The organism is Pseudomonas sp. S3_G06 (assembly GCF_054667565.1).
This window is the reverse complement of record NZ_CP162738.1, coordinates 2,390,270-2,408,334: the sequence shown is the minus strand read 5'-3', so window position 1 is coordinate 2,408,334 and position 18,065 is coordinate 2,390,270. Positions and strand designations below refer to the sequence as shown.

Here is an 18,065-nt window from a genome sequence, read left to right as displayed (position 1 = left end):
TAGATTCGCATCATTGGAGCCAGCAGCCGTTTTCGACCCAAAGCGGCCTTTCGTGAAGGCCTGCTAACGGCCAAAAGCAAAAGTTATATTAAGACCTGCTTTTGGCCGATACTGAATAGGGTGGTGGGTGCCAGCTGGAATCGCTTAACAGCTGCATGCCTCCCCGCTTGGCATTATCTATTACCCAACGCAGGCGATTCAGCGCCTGCGCCCTCGCTAAGCGACTTCTAACAGCCCATTGGTAGCTTTCACATGATTCACGACTGCTTCAGTGATTTGAGGAATACTCCACCCTTCGGCATTAATAATGGTGCTGTCTGGATAATGGGCTTGTATCTGCAACACATGGTCATGCAGACATACAAACAACACATCATTATTTTTTAGGCGTGCCTTGAGCGCTATCAAATATTCAGGTGTAGCCTCCGATCCCACCACCATGATACGCGGAGACGCAAAATTCGCCATTGCAGAACGGTCAATTACGGTAACTGAACGATTTGACGTGCGCATTGCTTCCAACCAAAAACCGTCTATTAACGATTCAATCAAAGTGAATTGGTTCGTGTCGAAGATGATATCCACAACCTTTGGGAACCAGGCAACATATCCGATGGAGTATGGTTTGAGCTCTTCAGTCGTAAAACATGCCCGAACCAACTCCTCAGCTAGTTCAGTCAGTTTTTTATCAACATACATCAATCTTGAAACCAGCTCATCGTATTCATGCTTTTGTACCGGGTGACTCAGATGCAGTATCTCAATAGGATCAACATGACCGTTACCTCGGCTCGGTTTTAGGTCAAAGCGGGTCGCGACATAGGACCTGCGGAGCATCTGCAGTTGCTCATCTGAAACCTGACTGAGCGTAATGATCAGGAAACGTCTGCTCTTTCCATGCACCTCTCCACGACCAATGGCCGCAGCCAGGCGCCCATAGTATTTGGCCTTCTCGTTTTCCATATCTGCCATACAACCTGACAGCAAAGCGGTGTAATCATCCGCTGTCAGGTGCTCCGTGACCTCTGGAGTAACCTCCCCAGCAAAGACGCTTTGGATGAATTCCTGATAACGTTTTTCAGACCGACGCTCCATCTGCGCTGCCGCCTGGTTACTAAGCAGCTGCAACCCTTCATAGCCCGCTGTCAGCAAACCTCCTCCGGGGAGCAATCCAATTCCTGCCTTGGCTGCGATGGAGATCAGCTCAGTGAGGGGGTGTTCCGCGTCCTTCGTCATTCCACTTCTCCCATTGTGGGGCTAGGCATTAACCATCGCAGAGCATAGGCCGGCTGTGCGCGGGAAGCCATTTGACGTAGAGCTGTTCTCGGCTGCGGAGCTGAAGGGGTCGCATGCAACACGGTTCCGAAAATCAAGGCGAGCAAAACTCATTCAAGCTGAAACAGCTGAGCCCTGGCAGCCCGCGCGCAAAACGTATCAGGCACACATTCAGGTGTGTCGAGGTCGAAACAGTGATGTCGGAAGGGAAGGGTTGCGGAAATGGCCGAAAAGATGCGGAAACGATCCATAGAGAGAGGAGCCAATTTCCTGAATGCCAGAAACGACAAAGCCCTGCATAATCAGGGCTTTGTCGGTACAGAATATGGCGGAGGCGATGGGATTCGAACTCATGGACCTGTTACAGTCGACGGTTTTCAAGACCGTTGCCTTAAACCACTCGGCCACACCTCCGTTTGCGTTGCGGGCGCCATAATACCTGAATGAAACACACTGTCAAACTCTCTGCATGGCTTGTTACAGAGCGTCTGTTATGATCTTTGCGACTGAACGTTTCAAACCAACAGGAGTGTCGCCATGCGCGAACAGGATTACGCAGTTAATAACAGCCTGCAGGCTGAGCAGCTAGAGGTTAGCCGCGTCCTGCGCAACACTTATGGTCTCTTGGCTCTGACCCTCGCATTCAGCGGCGTGATGGCCTTCGTAGCCCAGCAGATGCGTGTCGGCTACCCGAACATTTTCGTGGTGCTGATCGGCTTCTACGGGCTGTTCTTCCTCACCAACAAACTCCGTGATTCCGCGTGGGGCCTGGTATCCGCCTTCGCGTTGACCGGTTTCATGGGTTTCCTGCTCGGCCCGATCCTCAACCGTTACCTGGGCATGCAGGGCGGCGCTGAAGTGGTCAGCTCGGCTTTCGCCATGACCGCACTGGTGTTCGGTGGTCTGTCGGCCTACGTGCTGATCACCCGCAAGGACATGAGCTTCCTCGGTGGCTTCATCACCGCCGGCTTCTTTGTCCTGCTGGGCGCTACACTGGCGAGCTTGTTCTTCCAGATCAGCGGCCTGCAACTGGCGATCAGCGCCGGCTTCGTGCTGTTCTCGTCGGTCTGCATTCTGTTCCAGACCAGCGCGATCATCCACGGCGGCGAGCGCAACTACATCATGGCGACCATCAGCCTGTATGTATCGATCTACAACCTGTTCGTCAGCCTGCTGCAATTGTTCGGCATCATGAGCCGCGACGACTGATCGTAATGGCTGCAATAAAAAACCCGCTTCGGCGGGTTTTTTATCGTCTGGAGAAAAGTGTCTGCTCAGTTGATGACGATGCTGCCGTCCACTTGCTGACGGTAGATCGTGTAGGGCAGCAGCAGCGTATCGAGGGCACCGGATACCACGGCATCAACCAACAGCCCCGGGATCGCAGTGTTGCGATGATTATCGGCATCAACACCCGAGGCCAGCGGCGCATTCAAAGAACAGAAGTCATAAGCGAGGCCGCTGTAGATTCTCGGTACCGCGCCGCAATAACTTTTTTGCTGCTTGAGCCCGTCAATGGCAGCCTGGTCGTCGCGCGCCACCGTCTGAATCGTGCCACAGCCGCCGAGCAGCATGCCGGCCAGCAGTATTGCCTGAATTTTCATAGCGCCATTCCTTAGCCGCGAAAAACTCCAATCTACCCTGATCATTGGTAAAAGACACCTACGCCATCGGTGGCAGGCGCCGCTTGACCGGGGTCTTCTTGACGATCGCGGTGTTGGTTTCGGCCAACGTATTCAGTCGGTCGAGCAGGGTATCGAGCTGTTCCATCGAGCGCACGTGCAGGCGGGCGATAAAGCAGTCGTCACCGGTGACCTTGTCGCACTCGGTGAACTCCGGTATCGACATGATCTGCCGCTCAACCTCCTGCAGTTGCCCTGGCAGCGGCCGTACGCGAACGATCGCCTGCAACTGATAGCCGAAGCATTTCGGATCGATCTCCACCGTGTAGCCCTTGAGCACGCCGCGCTCTTCCAGACGCCGCAACCGCTCGGCCACGCTGGGCGATGACAGGCCGCTGATCTGCGCCAGCGCTTTGAGCGAGCGACGCGAGTCTTCCATCAGCGCGCTGATGAGGATCTGATCGATATCGTCAGTCACAGGCAAACTCCGAATTAGGCAAAGGGCGCAAATCACCCTCGATAAAAAAGGCGCAAACCAAGTTTAGCCTGCTTTATGCGCTGGAGCAGCCCGAGGTGCGCTTGGCATACTTTCGCCATGCTTCGCTCACAGCCTCAGGAGAACAATAATGGACAACACAATTCGCCGCGGCTCGCTGGAAATGACCGCCGCCATGCTCATATCCGGGACGATCGGCTGGTTTGTTCTGGTGTCCGGGCAACCGGTGCTCGACGTGGTGTTCTGGCGCTGCGTGTTCGGCGCCGGTACGTTGCTGTTGGTCTGCGCCGCGTTCGGCTTCCTGCGCCCGGGAATGCTGACCCGCACAACGTTTCTGCTGGCGGTGCTCAGTGGCATGGCGATTGTCGGCAATTGGGTGCTGCTGTTCGCATCCTATTCCCGCGCCTCGATTGCCATCGGCACCGCAGTCTATAACGTGCAGCCATTCATGCTGGTCGGTCTGGCGGCACTGTTTCTCGGCGAGAAAATTACCCTGCAGAAGCTGTTCTGGCTGGCGATTTCGTTCATGGGCATGCTGGCGATCGTCAGCGCCCATGGCACGCAAGGTGAGGAGGGTAACGATTACTTGATGGGGATTGCCCTGGCGTTGGGCGCGGCCTTTCTGTATGCGATCGCGGCACTGATCATCAAGCGCCTGACCGGCACGCCGCCACATCTGATCGCGCTGATTCAAGTCTGCACCGGGGTGTTGTTGCTCGCGCCGTTCGCGCATTTCGATGCGTTGCCGCAAGGCGTCGATGCCTGGGCCAGTCTGCTGACTCTCGGGATCGTGCACACCGGTCTGATGTACGTTTTGCTGTACGGCGCGATTCAAAAATTGCCGACGGCATTGACCGGCGCGCTGTCCTTTATCTATCCCATCGCGGCAATCTTTGTTGACTGGTTCGCCTTCGGCCATCGCCTCGAATTGCTCCAGTGGATCGGCGTGGCGGCGATCCTGCTGGCCGCCGCCGGCATGCAACAAGGTTGGGGCTGGAAAGCCCGGCGGCTGGCGGCACAATAAGGATCAGATGTTCCAGCGCGGTGCGGTTGCTGCCAAGCGCTGGCGCATCTCGCTGATATTGGCCGCCAGTTGCCGGGTCAGCATCCGATAGCCGTCGAGCGTATTGGCGACTGGCGCATCAAGGTCCGCTGCTGGCAGCTCCATCGGTCGCTCCAGCCGTTGCGAAGCGCCGGTTTTCAACGCGCGAGCCATGCCGATCAGTTGCACACGAATCTGCCGGTGCTCAGCCTTCAGTGCCGTTTGCAGATGTGCCGTGGCCTGCGGGTCGCTTGCGTTGGGGCGGATATTGCCGAGGATCTCCAGCGTGCTGATGCACATGCGCAGGTTGCGCTGAATCGCGTCGAGTTCGGTCATGGAGATTTTCACTTCTTTGGACACCGACGGCATCAGCGAGCGCAACTGCACCATCACCGTACCCATCTTGCTCATCAGCCGCACGTGTTCGTCGGCGCTGACCGCTTCACCATTGATGATGCGCCCGTACACCGTGGCGCAGTCGCGCAAGGCATCGGCGAGGTTGTAACGCCACGAGTAGACCGCGTACAGCGGCAGGGCGAAGGAAAACGCCAGGGCGAGGGCGATGCCGATCAGGATGTCGACGCCGCGCCACAGTCCATCGGTGATCGGGTTGTCGCCATGCCCGGCGACGATGAACACCGTGATCGCCGAGAGCAGGGCGGTGTAGCCGCCCTTGCCAATCGCGTGATAAGAGAAAAACCCACAGACCACGGCCATGGAAAAATAGGTCAGCCACGGCATGCCCAGCCAGGCGTGCTGCGCCACCAAGGCCAATCCGACCCCTGCACCGATCAAGGTGCCGATGGCGCGCTCGGCGGCTTTTTTGCCGATGTTGCCGTGGTGCTGCAAACCGCCGATCACTACCAGCATGGTCACCGATGCCCATTCGCCGTGGGGCAGATTGATGCCAGTAGTCAGCAGAATCGTCGCCAGCAACCCCAACGCCACCCGCACGGAATGGATCAGGCGGGCGTGACGGTAGCGCCGATACGGGTCCAGCAACGGACGCAGGATACGGCGCAACAGCGGTGGCAGGCGGTGGGTGCTGTAAGTAGTCAGTGCGAACCTCGTACGTCAATCAAATCAATGGAAGGGGAAAATGTAATTCATCCAGGCGGACATGCGCAGCAGGATTTTGCGCATCGCGCCGATGTGATGAAAGTGCTGACTGTAAAGCGCCGCTTGCCCGTAGGCGCCGCCCGGCATGAGCGCGCTGTATTCGGCGAACGCCGGGTCAGTGATTTCAATGATCACCGGCACCCGTCCGGCCGGTGGTGAGCCGGTGTAGCTGATCAGGGTGCCGGAAGGTTGCACCTGGCCCTCGGCGATCACCCCGATGACACTTTTCACCCGACCGGCGAAGACTTTGCCGGGAATGCCATCGAAGGCGACTTCGGCCTCGTCGCCCACGGTCAGACGCAGCAGGCTGTTCTGACGCATCCAAGCGGCGAAGTACTGACCTTCCTGCGGAATAAACACCATCGACGGGCGCAGCGGCAGCTTGCTCGCCATCATTCCCGGGCGCAGCGAAACGTGGGTGACGAAGCCTTTGCTCGGCGCTCGAACCACAGTGTTGTCCAGTTCAAATTGAGCGTTGTCCAGTTGCGCCTGCAGATCGTCGGTGCGGGCAATGGCCGCGTCCAGTTCACGCTGCGTGCCGAAGTTGCGGCGGATCAGTTCGGTGATGCGGTAGCGGTCGCCCTTCGCTGCAACCAGTTGCGCCTTGAGCGATTTCAGGCGGTTCTGGAAAGGCGTGGGATCGATGCGGAACAGCACGTCGCCTTTTTCCAGCGGTTCGTTGCCCTTTACCGGTACGTCGATCACCTGGCCACTGATGATCGGAATGACCGGCACCGAGACAAAGTAGGAGCGCGCCACCTCGGAATAGGGATGGTTGTAGTTCATGGTGAAAATCAGCGCGCCGATGATCAGCACGCCACCCAGGACAGCGGTGGGCACCGTCCATTTGTTCAGCGGAATGCGGAAGATCTTGAAGATGGCGACGCAGAGTGCGGCGTACGTGAGGATGAGCAACAGATCCATGCTCAGATCCCCCGGCTGTCAGAGTGAGGCGCAACCGGCGACTGCGCTTCGAGCCGCTCGATCCGGGCTTGCAGCTCGACGACCTGCTGCTCAAGTTGATTGACGTGATTCTGGATGGGTTTGCCATCGCCGAAACCCCAACCGCGATCCTCGCGATAAGCCATCGCCCAGATCCACAGAAACGGCCAGAGCGCATGCAGGGTGAACAGACTGACCCAACCAGTGGCATGGATCGCGTCCTGATGCGGATGGTTGCGGTGGACAGCGATCTCGTACGGGATGTCATGCAGCACGATGATCCCGTAAAACAGCACGAGACCGACAAAAACCAACAGACCCAATGCGAAGTAATCGAGCATGGTCAGCCTCCCGGGCATCCAGCAATGCTGGGCTCAGTGTAGTCACTGAATCGCCGGGGGGCTGACGGATCGGCAGGATCATTCAATCCTGCCGATCACCCGTCAAAAGATGTAATCGGTGGTCAGGAAACTCGAATCACGCCCGCGAATGATCTCGCTGATCAGGTCCTTGTTGCTCTCCTGGAATTTGGTCGCCACCAGCGTGCGGATCGAAAACACCCGCAAGGCATCGTGAACCGACAGCGTGCCTTCGGCGGAGTTTTTGCGACCGTTGAACGGGTAGGTGTCCGGGCCGCGCTGGCACTGGGCGTTGAGGTTGATCCGCCCGACCTGATTGGCAAAGGTGTCGACCAGGCGGCCGACCGCCACCGGGTTGGTGCCGAAGATGCTCAACTGCTGGCCGAAATCGGATTCCAGCACGTAGTCAATCACGGTATCGAGGTGGCGGTACGGCACGATGGGCACGACCGGGCCGAACTGTTCTTCCTGATACACGCGCATTTGCGGATTCACCGGATACAGCACTGCCGGGTAGAAGAACGAGGCGTGGGACTCGCCACCATTCGGGTTGACCACCTGTGCGCCTTTGCTTTGCGCATCCGCGACCAGACCATGCAGATAATCGACCTTGCCCGACTCCGGCAGCGGCGTCAGCGCCACGCCGCTGTCCCACGGCATGCCCGGTTTGAGTGTGGCCAGTCTGGCGTTGAATTTCTCGATGAAGCTGTCGACCACGTCTTCATGGACGAAGAGGATTTTCAGTGCGGTGCAGCGCTGACCGTTGAACGACAGCGAACCGGTGACCGCTTCGCTGACGGCGTTGTCGAGATCGACTTCGGGCAAAACGATGCCCGGGTTCTTGGCGTCCAGACCGAGGGCAGCGCGCAAGCGGTGTGGTTTCGGGTGCAGCTTCTTCAGGTCGCTGGCAGCCTTGTTGGTACCGATGAAGGCGAAGATGTCGATCTTGCCGCTGGCCATCAGCGCGCTGACGGTCTCGCGGCCGCTGCCGTAGATGACGTTGATCACGCCGCTCGGGAAGCTGTCGCGGAAGGCTTCGAGCAACGGCCGAATCAGCAGCACGCCGAGCTTGGCCGGTTTGAACACTACGGTGTTGCCCATGATCAGTGCCGGAATCAGCGTGGTGAAGGTTTCGTTCAGCGGGTAGTTGTAAGGCCCCATGCACAAGGCGACGCCGAGCGGCACGCGGCGGATCTGGCCGAGGGTGTCCTGCTCCAGCTCAAAGCGGCTGGAACGGCGGTCGAGTTCTTTCAGGGCATTGATGGTGTCGACGATGTAATCGCAGGTGCGATCGAACTCTTTTTCCGAGTCCTTGAGGTTCTTGCCGATCTCCCACATCAGCAGCTTGACCACGGCCTCGCGCTGCTCGCGCATGCGGCCGAGGAATGCTTCGACGTGCTGGATGCGCTCGGCAACGCGCATCGTCGGCCACAGGCCCTGACCTCTATCGTAAGCGCGAACGGCAGCGTCGAGGGCGGTGAGCGCGGTGTCGGCATCCAGCAGCGGCGTGCTGCCGAGGATCACCTGTTCTTCGCCGTTTTCGCTTTTCAGATAAACCGGGCTGCGCACCTGCGCGAGCGGGCCGTCCCAGCGGTGCAATTGGCCATCGACCAGGTATTCACGCTGCTCGACCTGAGCGTCGAGGCGATATTTTTCCGGGATGTCGCTGACCGAAGGGAACAGGTTGCCAAGGATGTTTGCTGTGGTCATGTCACTACCCTGTGTTGAAGTCGGCGTGCCGATTGAAAGTCTTGTGAAGGTTATACGCCTGAATGGGCCGGGATTTAACCCTGTGAATGTCACGCGAATGTCACGCAACGGTGCAGGGCAGAAGGGCGGCCGCGTCGCCGAATCTTCATGCCACCCCGAATCCCTGTGGGAGCTGGCTTGCCAGCGATGGGGTCGGCACATCCACCCGCTTGATTGACTGACCCACCGCCATCGCTGGCAAGCCAGCTCCCACAGGGTCTGAGTGATTTCGCGGGCCATGTGCAGTTTCGTAATGAAGCTTTTATGACAAAAGTTCGGTAGCCCTTTGCCAGTCCGGTCATGCCTGTGTAACGCGCTTGAGGGGCCTTTCGGGGCGCACTTTGCGAGTCGGGGCGGGACGCCGGGAGTGAGGCAATGGGGACTATGGAACGCTATTCGAAAGTGGGCATGCAGGAGCTCGATCAACGCCTGTCGAAGATCGTCGAAGCCGCGCGCAAGAAGCCGGTTTCGGTGTATCGCTACGGCGCGCCGTGGGTCTGGATCGTCTCGCAGGATGACTGGCAGGGCGCTCTGAAGGAAGTGTCCAGCTACATTCCGCCGGGCCATTCGCTGGTGTTGTTGCGCCCGCAGATCGACGACCTGCTCGACGCTCACCAGGATCTGCTGCGCGACCTGAACGCCGCGCCCGGCATGCTCATTCCCGCGCAGACGGTGATGCACATCCTGCTCCTGCAATTGCTCTATTCGGTGCCCAGTGAACAGCAGCTCTATGAACAGCTGAACTACAACCTGCTGTTCCGCTGGTTCGTCGGCCTCGGCCTGAACCAGAAAGTCTGGAGTTTCACCGCCCTCAGCCGTGACATCGCCACGCTGCTCAACGAGCCGCGCGCGGTGCTGCTGATTCAGAAAATCATCGGCGAAGTGTTCTGCGGCGCCTTGCTGCAAATGCCCGAGTTCTCGCTGAACTTTGCGCTGTTGCACACCTGGCTGGGCAAGCACGCCTGCGCCACAACGATCAGCAATTGACGCAGCACACCGGGCGCTAACGCCCACAGGTCATCGCGTATTTCAGGGGGTAATGTGGAACGGATTTTCACGTCACGGCTGGCACTGTGGGGCTGGCTGCTGGTGACGGCGGGCGCGCAGCCGGCGCTGGCCGAGGAGGGCACAGAAGCGCCCGCCGCGCAGCGACTGGTCGACGTCAACGAATACTTCGTGCGCGGCAATACCGTGCTCGATGCCCGGGCGATCGAAGAAGCGGTGTACCCGTTTCTCGGCCCGCAGAAAGCCTTGAGCGACATCGAAGGCGCCCGCGATGCGTTGCAGAAGGCCTACCAGGAACGCGGCTATCAATCGGTGTTTGTCGAGCTGCCCGAGCAGGCCGTGGCCGATGGCATCGTCTATCTGCAAGTCAGCGAAACCAAGGTCGGTCGGGTGCGCGTGGTCGGCGCCAAACACTATTCGCCGCTGGACATTCGCGACAACGTCCCGGCGCTGAAAGAAGGCGAGGTGCCGGACTTTGCCAAAGTCCAGGGCGAACTGGCGCAGCTCAACAAGACCCCCGGTCGCCAGGTCATGCCGCTGGTGCGCGAAGGGCAGCGCCCCGGCACCATGGATGTCGACTTGCAGGTCGAAGACCAGAACCCGTGGACGGCCAGCGTCGGTCTCAATAACGATTACAGTGCCGACACCGAAAAGCTGCGCAGCGTCGCCAGTCTCGGTTACAACAACCTCTGGCAGCTCGGCCACAGCGTCAACCTGACGTTCTTCACCGCGCCGCAGGAAACCGACAACGCCAAGGTCTGGTCGGGTTCCTACACCGCGCCGCTGAGCGAGCGCTGGAGCGTGCAGTTCTCCGGTTACCAGTCCGACAGCAACGTTGCCACCATCGGCGGCAGCAACGTGCTCGGCAAGGGTCACAGCTACGGCGTCGCGGCGATTTACACGTTGCCCTCGAGCGGCAATTGGTCGAACTCGCTGTCCGCCGGCATCGACTTCAAGGACTTCGACGAGCGCCTGAGCCTGTCCGGCGAAAGCGACAAGGTGCCGCTCAAATACGTGCCGTTCACCTTCGCCTACAACGGCTATCGCTACAGCGAAAAGAGCCAGCTCGGCCTCGGCCTGAGTCTGGTTGCCGCCACCCGCAGCGTGTTCGGCTACGGCAGCGACGACGAAGACTTCGACTACAAACGTTATCGCGCCAAACCGGGTTTCGCCGTGCTCAAGGGCGACACCAACTACACCTGGACCTTCGACAGCGACTGGCAGAGCGCAAGCAAAGCCGCATTCCAACTCGCCTCGGGGCCGCTGGTTTCCAACGAACAATTCTCCGCCGGTGGCGCCACCTCCGTGCGCGGCTATCTCGCGGCTGAACGTACCGCCGATGACGGCTATTTGCTCAGCCAGGAATTGCGCACACCGTCGCTGGCGAAATTTGCCGGCACGTGGATGCAGGACTGGCGCTTCTATGCCTTCGCCGAAGGCGCGCAGTTGTACCTGCGCGACGAACTGCCGGATCAGGACGCCAATTACGCCCTGGCCAGCGTCGGCCTCGGCACCCGCGCCAGCCTGAGTAAATGGCTGTCCGGCAGCCTCGACTGGGGCTACCCGCTACTCGAAGGGCCGAACACCTCAAAGCAGGAATCGCGCCTGCACTTCAACCTCCAAGCCACTTTCTAACGGAGCACGTCCATGCAACGCCTCTTCCTTTCGTTGTTGATCTGCCTGGGCTTCGTGCTCCCGGCCACGGCTCAGGCCTGGTGGCAGGACGACTGGCATTACCGCAAACAGATCGCCGTCGACACCACGCCACAAGGCGCGGCGATCAATCAGGCCCTCGGCCGCACCGCGCTGCTGGTGCGCCTGCACACTGGCAACTTCACCTTCGACGGCGTGAAAGAGGACGGCTCCGATCTGCGCTTTGTCGCGGCGGATGACAAAACCGTGCTCAACCACCAGATCGAAAGTTTTGACGCGCTGATGGGCATGGCGCTGATCTGGGTTGATGTGCCGAATGTAGAGGGCGGTCAGCGTCAGGACATCTGGATGTACTACGGCAACCAGAAAGCCCCGGCCACTGGCAACGGCCAACTCACTTTCGATCCGAATTACACCGCGCTGTATCACTTCGACGGCGCCACCGGCACCCCGGCGAAAGACACCACGGCGTACGGCAACACCGCGCAAAGCGCGACCGGCACAGCGATCGATGGCGTCGTCGGCCGTGCGTTGCAGTTCAGCGGTCAACCGTTGCTGCTGCCGGCCAGTCCGTCACTGCAACACAACGCTGGTAGCGCGTTCACTTTCAGCGCCTGGCTGCGTCTGGATCAGGCAAGTGGCGAGCAACTGATTCTCGCTCGGCGCGAAGGCACGCAAAGTCTGCTGATCGGCGTCAGCCAAGGCCTGCCGTTCGTGGAAATCGACGGCCAGCGCGCCGCCGCCACGCAAGCTCTGGCTCCGGCGCAATGGCAACACGTTGCGCTGACCGCCGAGGGTTCGAAAGTCACCCTGTACATCAACGGTCGCGAAAGCGCTGCGTTGGCTCAGGCGATGCCGGCGTTCAACTCGGTCATGGCCATCGGCGCTGATCTGCAGGAAGGCGCGTTCCAGCCATTCGCTGGCGCTATTGATGAGCTGCGCCTGTCGAAAGTCGCCCGTCCGCCCGCGCTGTTGCTGGCTGATGCCACCTCGCAAGGCGCCGAGTCGAAACTGGTCGCTTACGGCGTCGATGAAGAGCAGTCCGGCTTTGGCTTTGGCAGCCTCGGCTTCCTGCTCAACGCGGTGCCAGTCGACGCCTGGGTGATCATCGCCGTGCTGGTGCTGATGATGTTCCAGTCGTGGATCATCATGCTGCGCAAGAACCGCAGCCTCAGCCGCGTGACTGCGGCGAACGAAGACTTCCGCGTGCAATTCGCCAAGGTCGGCACGCGCCTGGAAATGTTCGCCGACGACGCGCAACTGGCTCAGCGTCTGCAGCATTCGTCGCTGTGGCGCCTGTATCTGGTGGCGGTCAAAGAGATCCGTACCCGTCGTGAGCAGGGCGCCGATACCTCCTCGGTTTCAGCGGCGACCATCGAAGCCATCCGCTGCTCGATGGATGGCGTGCGCACCCGCGAGAACCAGCAACTGAGTTCGAAACTCTCGACCCTGTCCAACGCTATCGCCGGCGGGCCATATATCGGCCTGCTAGGCACGGTGCTGGGGATCATGGTGGTGTTCCTCGGCACGGCAATGGCCGGCGACGTCAACATCAACGCCATCGCGCCGGGCATGGCCGCCGCGCTGTTGGCCACGGCGATGGGCCTGTTCGTCGCGATCCCGGCGCTGTTCGGCTACAACCGCCTGATCACCCGCAACAAGGAAGTCAGCGCCGACATGCGTGTGTTCGTCGACGAGTTCATCACTCGTCTAGCGGAGATGCATGGCGAGAGCCAGTTCAGTGAGGCGTCGCACCAGCGCGGCCATCACGCCAACCACTCCGTACCGGCCTGAGGAGCACTGTCATGGCGTCCGTAAATGCCTCTCATGACGATGATGACGATGCCGCCGTCGACAGCATCAACATCACCCCACTGGTCGATGTGCTGATGGTGGTGCTGGTGATGTTCATCCTCACCGCCACTGCGCAGGTCTCCGGGATCCAGATCAACCTGCCCAAGGCCAGCGCGTCGGTGTCGCTGTCGGAAGCCAAGACCAAGGCGATCTCGGTCAACGACGGCGGCCAGGTGTTCCTCGATGCCTATCCGGTCACTTTGGCCGAGTTGGAAGAGCGCCTGCGCATCGAGAAAGCGCAGAGCCCGGATTTCCCGGTGATCGTGCGTGGCGATGCGACGGTGCAGTACCAGAAAGTCATCGAAGTACTCGACCTGCTGCGTCGGCTCGAACTGTCCCAGGTCGGTCTCGTCACCGGCAAACCGAGTCAGGGCTGAGTCATGACCGCACAACTCCCGATCGAACCGCCGCCCGTGAAAAAGTCGCCGTTGCGCTATGTGAAGTGGGGCGCCGGATTGCTGGTCGGCGCGCTCGCCGCGTGGTTCCTCTGGCAGTGGGCCAACGACATGGCCGGCGTGCGCCGCGAAGCGCCGAAAGTGCCGACGATCATTCCGTTGCCGCCACCGCCACCACCGCCGCCGGAGAAACCGCCAGAGCCGGAAACGCCGGTGGAAGAAAAAGTCGTCGAGCCCGAGCCAACGCCGGAGCCGGAGGAGGTCAAGCCTGAAGAGGAGGCGCCGCCATCGCCGGCGGACGATCTGGCCAACCCGATGCAAATGGACGGCGACGCGCAGGCCGGCAGCGACGCTTTCAACATCGGCGCGGGCAAGGGCGGCGGCATGGCCGGTGCTGGCGGCGGGCGTTTGGGCACGGGCACGTACAGCCAGTTTCTCGCGTTCACCTTCCAGCGTTTGCTGCGTGAGAACCCCGAGCTGCGCAACCTCGCATTCTCGCTGCAAACCGATGTCTGGCTGAGCAGCGTCGGTGAGATCACTCGCGTCGAGCTGATCAAATCCAGTGGCAACCCGCAAATCGATACCCAGGTGCTGGCCGCTTTACGCGGTGCGCCAGCCCTCAGCGAACGGCCTCCGGCCTCCATCACTTTGCCCGTGCGCTTGTCCCTGCAAGGGCGGCGTCCGGGTTAATTCACTTATTCAAGCTTCGGCAAAAGGAGTTGTGTGCAGATGATTTCCAACGTGAATCGATTGTCCCTGGCGGTCGGCATGGTCATTGCGACCCTGGTCGGTCAGGCCGTGGCAGCGCCTGCGCCGTCGGAGAACGCCACGATCAATCTGATCCGCTTGCTGGTCGAGCAGGGCATTCTCAAACAGGACAAGGCCGACGCGCTGATCGCCCAGGCGCAGAACGAAGCGGCGCAGGCCAAACAGGCCGCCGCGTCCACCGCGGTCGCGGCCGGGCCGGTCGCCGCGCCCGGCGATGTGCGTGTGCAGTACGTGCCGGCAGCGGTGCGCGACCAGATCCGCGATCAGGTCAAAGCCGAGGTCATGGCCACCGCCAAACAGGAAAACTGGGCCGCGCCGAATACCTTTCCGGACTGGGCCTCGCGCATCAGCTTCGACGGCGATATTCGTCTGCGCGACGAATCGCGGTACTACTCGGGCAACAACAGCAACGAAATCGTCGACTTCGCCAAGCTCAACAACAACGGCCCGTACGACGTGAATCCCAACAGCAGCACCAGTCTGCCGCCGTTGCTCAATACCCGCGAAGACCGCGAAAACCTCTTTCGCCTGCGCGCACGCCTGGGCATGAAAGCGGTGATTTCGGAGGAATGGACCGCCGGCATTCGCATCGGCACCGGTTCGGACAACAACCCGGTATCGACCACGCAGAACCTCGGCGGCGGCTTTGCCAAGAAGGACATCTGGCTCGATCAGGGCTACCTGACCTGGAAGCCAATGGACGAATTGACCCTGACCGGCGGGCGCTTCGCCAACCCGTTCATGTCCACCGACATGCTCTATTCCAACGACCTGAATTTCGACGGTGTGGCGGCGATTTTCGATCACAAGCTCAACCGCGATTTGGGCGTGTTCGGCACCGTCGGCGCGTTCCCGGTGGACTACACCAACGACACTTCCAGCAGCAACGGTTTCGACAAGGAAGAGAGCGACAACAAATGGCTGTACGGCGCGCAGCTCGGCGCGAAATGGGCGATCAATAGCAACAACCGCCTCAAAGGTGCGCTGGCCTATTACCGCTTCGACGACATTCAGGGCCAGCGCTCCAGCCCCTGCGAACCGTGGGCCGGCGCGCCGGGCTGCGACAGCGACGGCACTCGCGCGGCGTTCATGCAGAAGGGCAACAGCGTGTTCCTGCTGCGCGACATCACGCCGAACCCGCTCAACCCGAGCGCCACGCCGCAGCCGCAATTCGTCGGCCTCGCGTCCGAGTTCAACCTGCTCGATCTCAACGTCGTGTGGGACGCCGACCTGCCGCAGGATTTCAAACTGCGCAGCCAGGGCAATTACATCCACAACCTCAGCTACGACGAAGGCGACATGCGCAAGCGCTCCGCCGGGCAGATCGTCAACAACCTCGACAGCAACGGCGAGATCGAAAGCGGCGCCAATGCGTGGATGGTGCAGTTTACCCTCGGCAACGCGCTGGACCTCAAGCGCAAGGGCGACTGGAACCTGTTCGCCGGCTACAAGTACATCCAGCCGGACGCCTTGCCGGACGGCTTCAACGACTCGTCGTTCCACCTCGGCGGCACCAACGCCAAGGGCTATTTCATGGGCGGCAACTACGGCCTGGCGAAGAACGTTTCCGCCACGGGTCGCTGGATGAGCACCGAAGCGGTGTACGGCGCGCCGTTCGACATCGACGTCTTGCAGCTTGAGATCAACACGCGCTTCTAAGGCGCCGGGAGAGCTTTATGAACACGCGTTTTCTCGCGCTGGGCCTGGGTTTGTTGATTGCCACCGGGGCGAACGGCGAAGGCATGGAAGAACGCTTGCGCACGCAACTGCGCAGCACCACCCAACAATTGCAGGCCCTGCAAAGCCAACAGGCCCAGGCCAGCGCCGCACAACTGGCGGCGCAGAACGAAGCCAAGGCAGCGCAAGCGCAGATCAAGCAGCTGACTGCCGAACTGGCCAAAGCCAAAGGCCTCGCCGAGCAACTGGCCGGGCAACAACAGAGCCTGCACAGCCAGGCGCAGGCGCAAGTCGCGGCCAGTGCCGAGCAGACTGGCAAGTTCAAGAAAGCCTACGACGAGTTGCTCGTCCTCGCTCGTGGCAAAGAAGCCGAACGCACGAAGCTGCAAGCGCAACTGGCGGAACGTGACACACAAGTGCAGCAATGTTCAGCCAAGAATCAGCAAATGTACGGCGTCGCCAAACAGATCCTCACGGCCTACGAAAACATCGACGTCGCCGAAGTGATGAAGATCCGCCAGCCCTTCGCCGGCAGCGCCCGGGTCAAGTTCGATGAGCTGGCGCAAGGCTTTGGCGACGAGCTGTACAAAACCCAATTCGACGCGCCGCAAGCCGCGATCACTCACTGATAACAAGGAAGAAAGCCATGACTCAATTGATCACCCACGTTTCCCCGCAATCGCTGACCGACGTCCTGCAAGCCGCCGGTTACCGCGTCAACCAGAGCGAACAGAACGGCATCGTCCAGTTGCTCAGCGCCAGTCAGGGCATCGGCTACGCCGTGCGGTTCGGTAACCCGGCGCTTGAGCAGGGCGGGTTCGTTGATTTCACTTTCAGCTGTGCGCTGCGCGTGCAGGGTGAGTTGCCTGAGGGAGTCGCAGAGCAGTGGAATGCTACTCGACGTTTTGCACGGTTGTCGTTGCAGGGTGAGTTTCTGGTCATGGAGATGGACGTGGTCGTGGCTGCTGGCGTGAGCAACGAGCACCTGCGCGGCAATTTGGAATTGTGGGACCGCCTGTTGCAGGAATTCATCGTTTACCTGCGCGACTTCAGCCAGGCCACTGGTGTGCAAACCGCCAAATCAGCTATCGCCGAACAAGAGGAAGTCGCGCTGTGAAAAAGCCTGCCATGGTGATCGGCGCCGGAGCGCTGGCGTTGTTGGTGGGGGCCGTGGCATTGGTGCTGCGGCCGGGCAGTGATCCGGTTGCCGCTCAGCAGCCGTCGCCGGTGATGCCGGTTGCAGCCGGGCCAGCGGTCGCACGGTTGGGCAATCAGCAGGTTTCGCCAGAGGAATTGCAGGCGCTGCTGGCCACTGTCCCGGCGCAAACCCGCGAACAGCTGCGCGGCAACCGTGAGGCACTGGAGCGCTGGATTCGTACGCGGCTGGCGGAAAAGGCCGTGCTGGAACAGGCCGATGCGCAGGGCTGGGCGCAGCGCCCCGACGTCGCCCGGCAGACTCGCGCGGCGACTGAGCAGATCGTGTTTCGTGATTATTTGCGCTCGGTGAGTCAGGTGCCGGCGGAATATCCGAGCGCGGCCGAGTTGCAGCAGGCCTATGACGCCGGCAAGGCCAATTGGCAGACGCCGGCGCTGTATCGGGTCAGTCAGATTTTCCTTGCTATCAGTGATTCCGCTTCGTTGGAAACCGTGCGCAAACAAGCCGCTGAATTGAGCAAGAAGGCGCAATCAGCACCGGCTGATTTTGCGGCGCTCGCTACGCAATATTCGCAGGATCGAGTGACGGCAGAGCGGGGCGGTGATACCGGCCTGCAACCGTTGCAACAGCTGGTGCCGGAAGTGCGTGGCGCCGTGGCGCGGCTCAAGGTAGGCGCCGTGTCTGATCCGGTGCAAAGCGCCGCAGGTTTCCACGTGATCAAACTCACCGACCAACAACCGACCCGCACCGCGACGCTGGAGGAACTGCGCGACCAACTGACCCAGGCCCTGCGTGCGCAACGCCAGGAACAGATCGCCCAGGCTTATCTGGACGGCATGCTCAACACCGCCACCCTGAGCATCGACGGCGCTGAACTGAACAAAATCCTCGAGGAAAAACACTGACGTCAGCCAAACACCAATCACCCCTGTGGGAGCGAGCTTGCTCGCGAA

The 18,065-nt window shown here is 60.5% G+C and carries 18 protein-coding genes and 1 tRNA gene; 11 read left to right on the top strand and 8 right to left on the bottom strand.

What is annotated here, in order from left to right; translation table 11 throughout:
* Positions 1 to 216 precede the first annotated feature (216 nt).
* Together AB4N47_RS10770 and AB4N47_RS10765 are read right to left on the bottom strand one after the other, a co-directional pair.
* Positions 217 to 1,236 (bottom strand): hypothetical protein, encoded by a 1,020-nt coding sequence (locus AB4N47_RS10770; protein ID WP_460154507.1) that lies wholly within the window; start codon positions 1,234 to 1,236, stop codon positions 217 to 219.
* 365 nt (positions 1,237 to 1,601) lie between these two features.
* Positions 1,602 to 1,689: transfer RNA gene (locus tag AB4N47_RS10765), tRNA-Ser, on the bottom strand.
* Positions 1,690 to 1,812: 123 nt separating this feature from the next.
* On the opposite strand from AB4N47_RS10765, the gene AB4N47_RS10760 reads away from it, so the two are divergent.
* Complete coding sequence (locus AB4N47_RS10760) at positions 1,813 to 2,484, top strand: Bax inhibitor-1/YccA family protein (protein WP_341637636.1); 672 nt, start codon at positions 1,813 to 1,815, stop codon at positions 2,482 to 2,484.
* Between the two features lie 65 nt (positions 2,485 to 2,549).
* Here AB4N47_RS10760 and AB4N47_RS10755 read toward each other — a convergent pair whose 3' ends face one another.
* Both AB4N47_RS10755 and AB4N47_RS10750 read right to left on the bottom strand, forming a co-directional pair.
* A complete protein-coding gene (locus AB4N47_RS10755; RefSeq protein WP_071172328.1) occupies positions 2,550 to 2,879 on the bottom strand; it encodes a YceK/YidQ family lipoprotein in 330 nt (109 codons plus the stop codon).
* Between the two features lie 58 nt (positions 2,880 to 2,937).
* Positions 2,938 to 3,375, bottom strand: a complete 438-nt coding sequence (locus tag AB4N47_RS10750; protein WP_056785725.1) for an Lrp/AsnC family transcriptional regulator — start codon at positions 3,373 to 3,375, stop codon at positions 2,938 to 2,940.
* Between the two features lie 148 nt (positions 3,376 to 3,523).
* Between AB4N47_RS10750 and AB4N47_RS10745 the strand changes: the two genes are divergently transcribed.
* Positions 3,524 to 4,417, top strand: coding sequence for a DMT family transporter (locus AB4N47_RS10745; RefSeq protein ID WP_123442578.1), 894 nt, complete (start codon positions 3,524 to 3,526; stop codon positions 4,415 to 4,417).
* 3 nt (positions 4,418 to 4,420) lie between these two features.
* Here the strand turns inward: AB4N47_RS10745 and AB4N47_RS10740 are convergent, their stop codons facing one another.
* From AB4N47_RS10740 to AB4N47_RS10725, 4 genes are all read right to left on the bottom strand, one after another.
* Positions 4,421 to 5,461: an FUSC family protein gene (locus tag AB4N47_RS10740; RefSeq protein ID WP_281881380.1), complete on the bottom strand. Its 1,041-nt coding sequence runs from the start codon at positions 5,459 to 5,461 to the stop codon at positions 4,421 to 4,423.
* 57 nt (positions 5,462 to 5,518) lie between these two features.
* Positions 5,519 to 6,478: an HlyD family secretion protein gene (locus AB4N47_RS10735; protein WP_016774598.1), complete on the bottom strand. Its 960-nt coding sequence runs from the start codon at positions 6,476 to 6,478 to the stop codon at positions 5,519 to 5,521.
* Between the two features lie 2 nt (positions 6,479 to 6,480).
* Complete coding sequence (locus tag AB4N47_RS10730; RefSeq protein WP_110599509.1) at positions 6,481 to 6,837, bottom strand: DUF3302 domain-containing protein; 357 nt, start codon at positions 6,835 to 6,837, stop codon at positions 6,481 to 6,483.
* A gap of 102 nt (positions 6,838 to 6,939) precedes the next feature.
* Complete coding sequence (locus tag AB4N47_RS10725; RefSeq protein ID WP_341637635.1) at positions 6,940 to 8,565, bottom strand: NADP-dependent glyceraldehyde-3-phosphate dehydrogenase; 1,626 nt, start codon at positions 8,563 to 8,565, stop codon at positions 6,940 to 6,942.
* A 414-nt stretch (positions 8,566 to 8,979) separates the two neighbouring features.
* Between AB4N47_RS10725 and AB4N47_RS10720 the strand changes: the two genes are divergently transcribed.
* The 9 genes from AB4N47_RS10720 to AB4N47_RS10680 are packed head-to-tail and all read left to right on the top strand — an operon-like array spanning position 8,980 to position 18,017.
* Positions 8,980 to 9,591 (top strand): transposase, encoded by a 612-nt coding sequence (locus AB4N47_RS10720; RefSeq protein ID WP_095179898.1) that lies wholly within the window; start codon positions 8,980 to 8,982, stop codon positions 9,589 to 9,591.
* A gap of 54 nt (positions 9,592 to 9,645) precedes the next feature.
* Entirely contained in the window at positions 9,646 to 11,244 is a 1,599-nt protein-coding gene (locus AB4N47_RS10715; protein WP_341637634.1) for a ShlB/FhaC/HecB family hemolysin secretion/activation protein, read from the top strand.
* A gap of 12 nt (positions 11,245 to 11,256) precedes the next feature.
* A complete protein-coding gene (locus tag AB4N47_RS10710; RefSeq protein ID WP_341637633.1) occupies positions 11,257 to 13,056 on the top strand; it encodes a DUF2341 domain-containing protein in 1,800 nt (599 codons plus the stop codon).
* Between the two features lie 11 nt (positions 13,057 to 13,067).
* Positions 13,068 to 13,493, top strand: coding sequence for an ExbD/TolR family protein (locus AB4N47_RS10705; protein WP_003201710.1), 426 nt, complete (start codon positions 13,068 to 13,070; stop codon positions 13,491 to 13,493).
* Positions 13,494 to 13,496: 3 nt separating this feature from the next.
* Positions 13,497 to 14,201, top strand: a complete 705-nt coding sequence (locus tag AB4N47_RS10700) for an energy transducer TonB family protein (protein ID WP_341637632.1) — start codon at positions 13,497 to 13,499, stop codon at positions 14,199 to 14,201.
* A 39-nt stretch (positions 14,202 to 14,240) separates the two neighbouring features.
* Positions 14,241 to 15,938 carry a putative porin gene (locus AB4N47_RS10695; protein ID WP_341637631.1) on the top strand — a complete coding sequence of 566 codons (1,698 nt, stop codon included), beginning with the start codon at positions 14,241 to 14,243 and terminating at the stop codon, positions 15,936 to 15,938.
* A gap of 17 nt (positions 15,939 to 15,955) precedes the next feature.
* Positions 15,956 to 16,585, top strand: a complete 630-nt coding sequence (locus AB4N47_RS10690; RefSeq protein WP_341637630.1) for a DNA repair protein — start codon at positions 15,956 to 15,958, stop codon at positions 16,583 to 16,585.
* A gap of 17 nt (positions 16,586 to 16,602) precedes the next feature.
* Complete coding sequence (locus tag AB4N47_RS10685) at positions 16,603 to 17,073, top strand: YbjN domain-containing protein (RefSeq protein ID WP_258606381.1); 471 nt, start codon at positions 16,603 to 16,605, stop codon at positions 17,071 to 17,073.
* Positions 17,070 to 18,017: a peptidylprolyl isomerase gene (locus tag AB4N47_RS10680; RefSeq protein ID WP_341637629.1), complete on the top strand. Its 948-nt coding sequence runs from the start codon at positions 17,070 to 17,072 to the stop codon at positions 18,015 to 18,017. The genes AB4N47_RS10685 and AB4N47_RS10680 overlap by 4 nt, the downstream gene beginning before the upstream one ends.
* Positions 18,018 to 18,065: the final 48 nt, after the last annotated feature.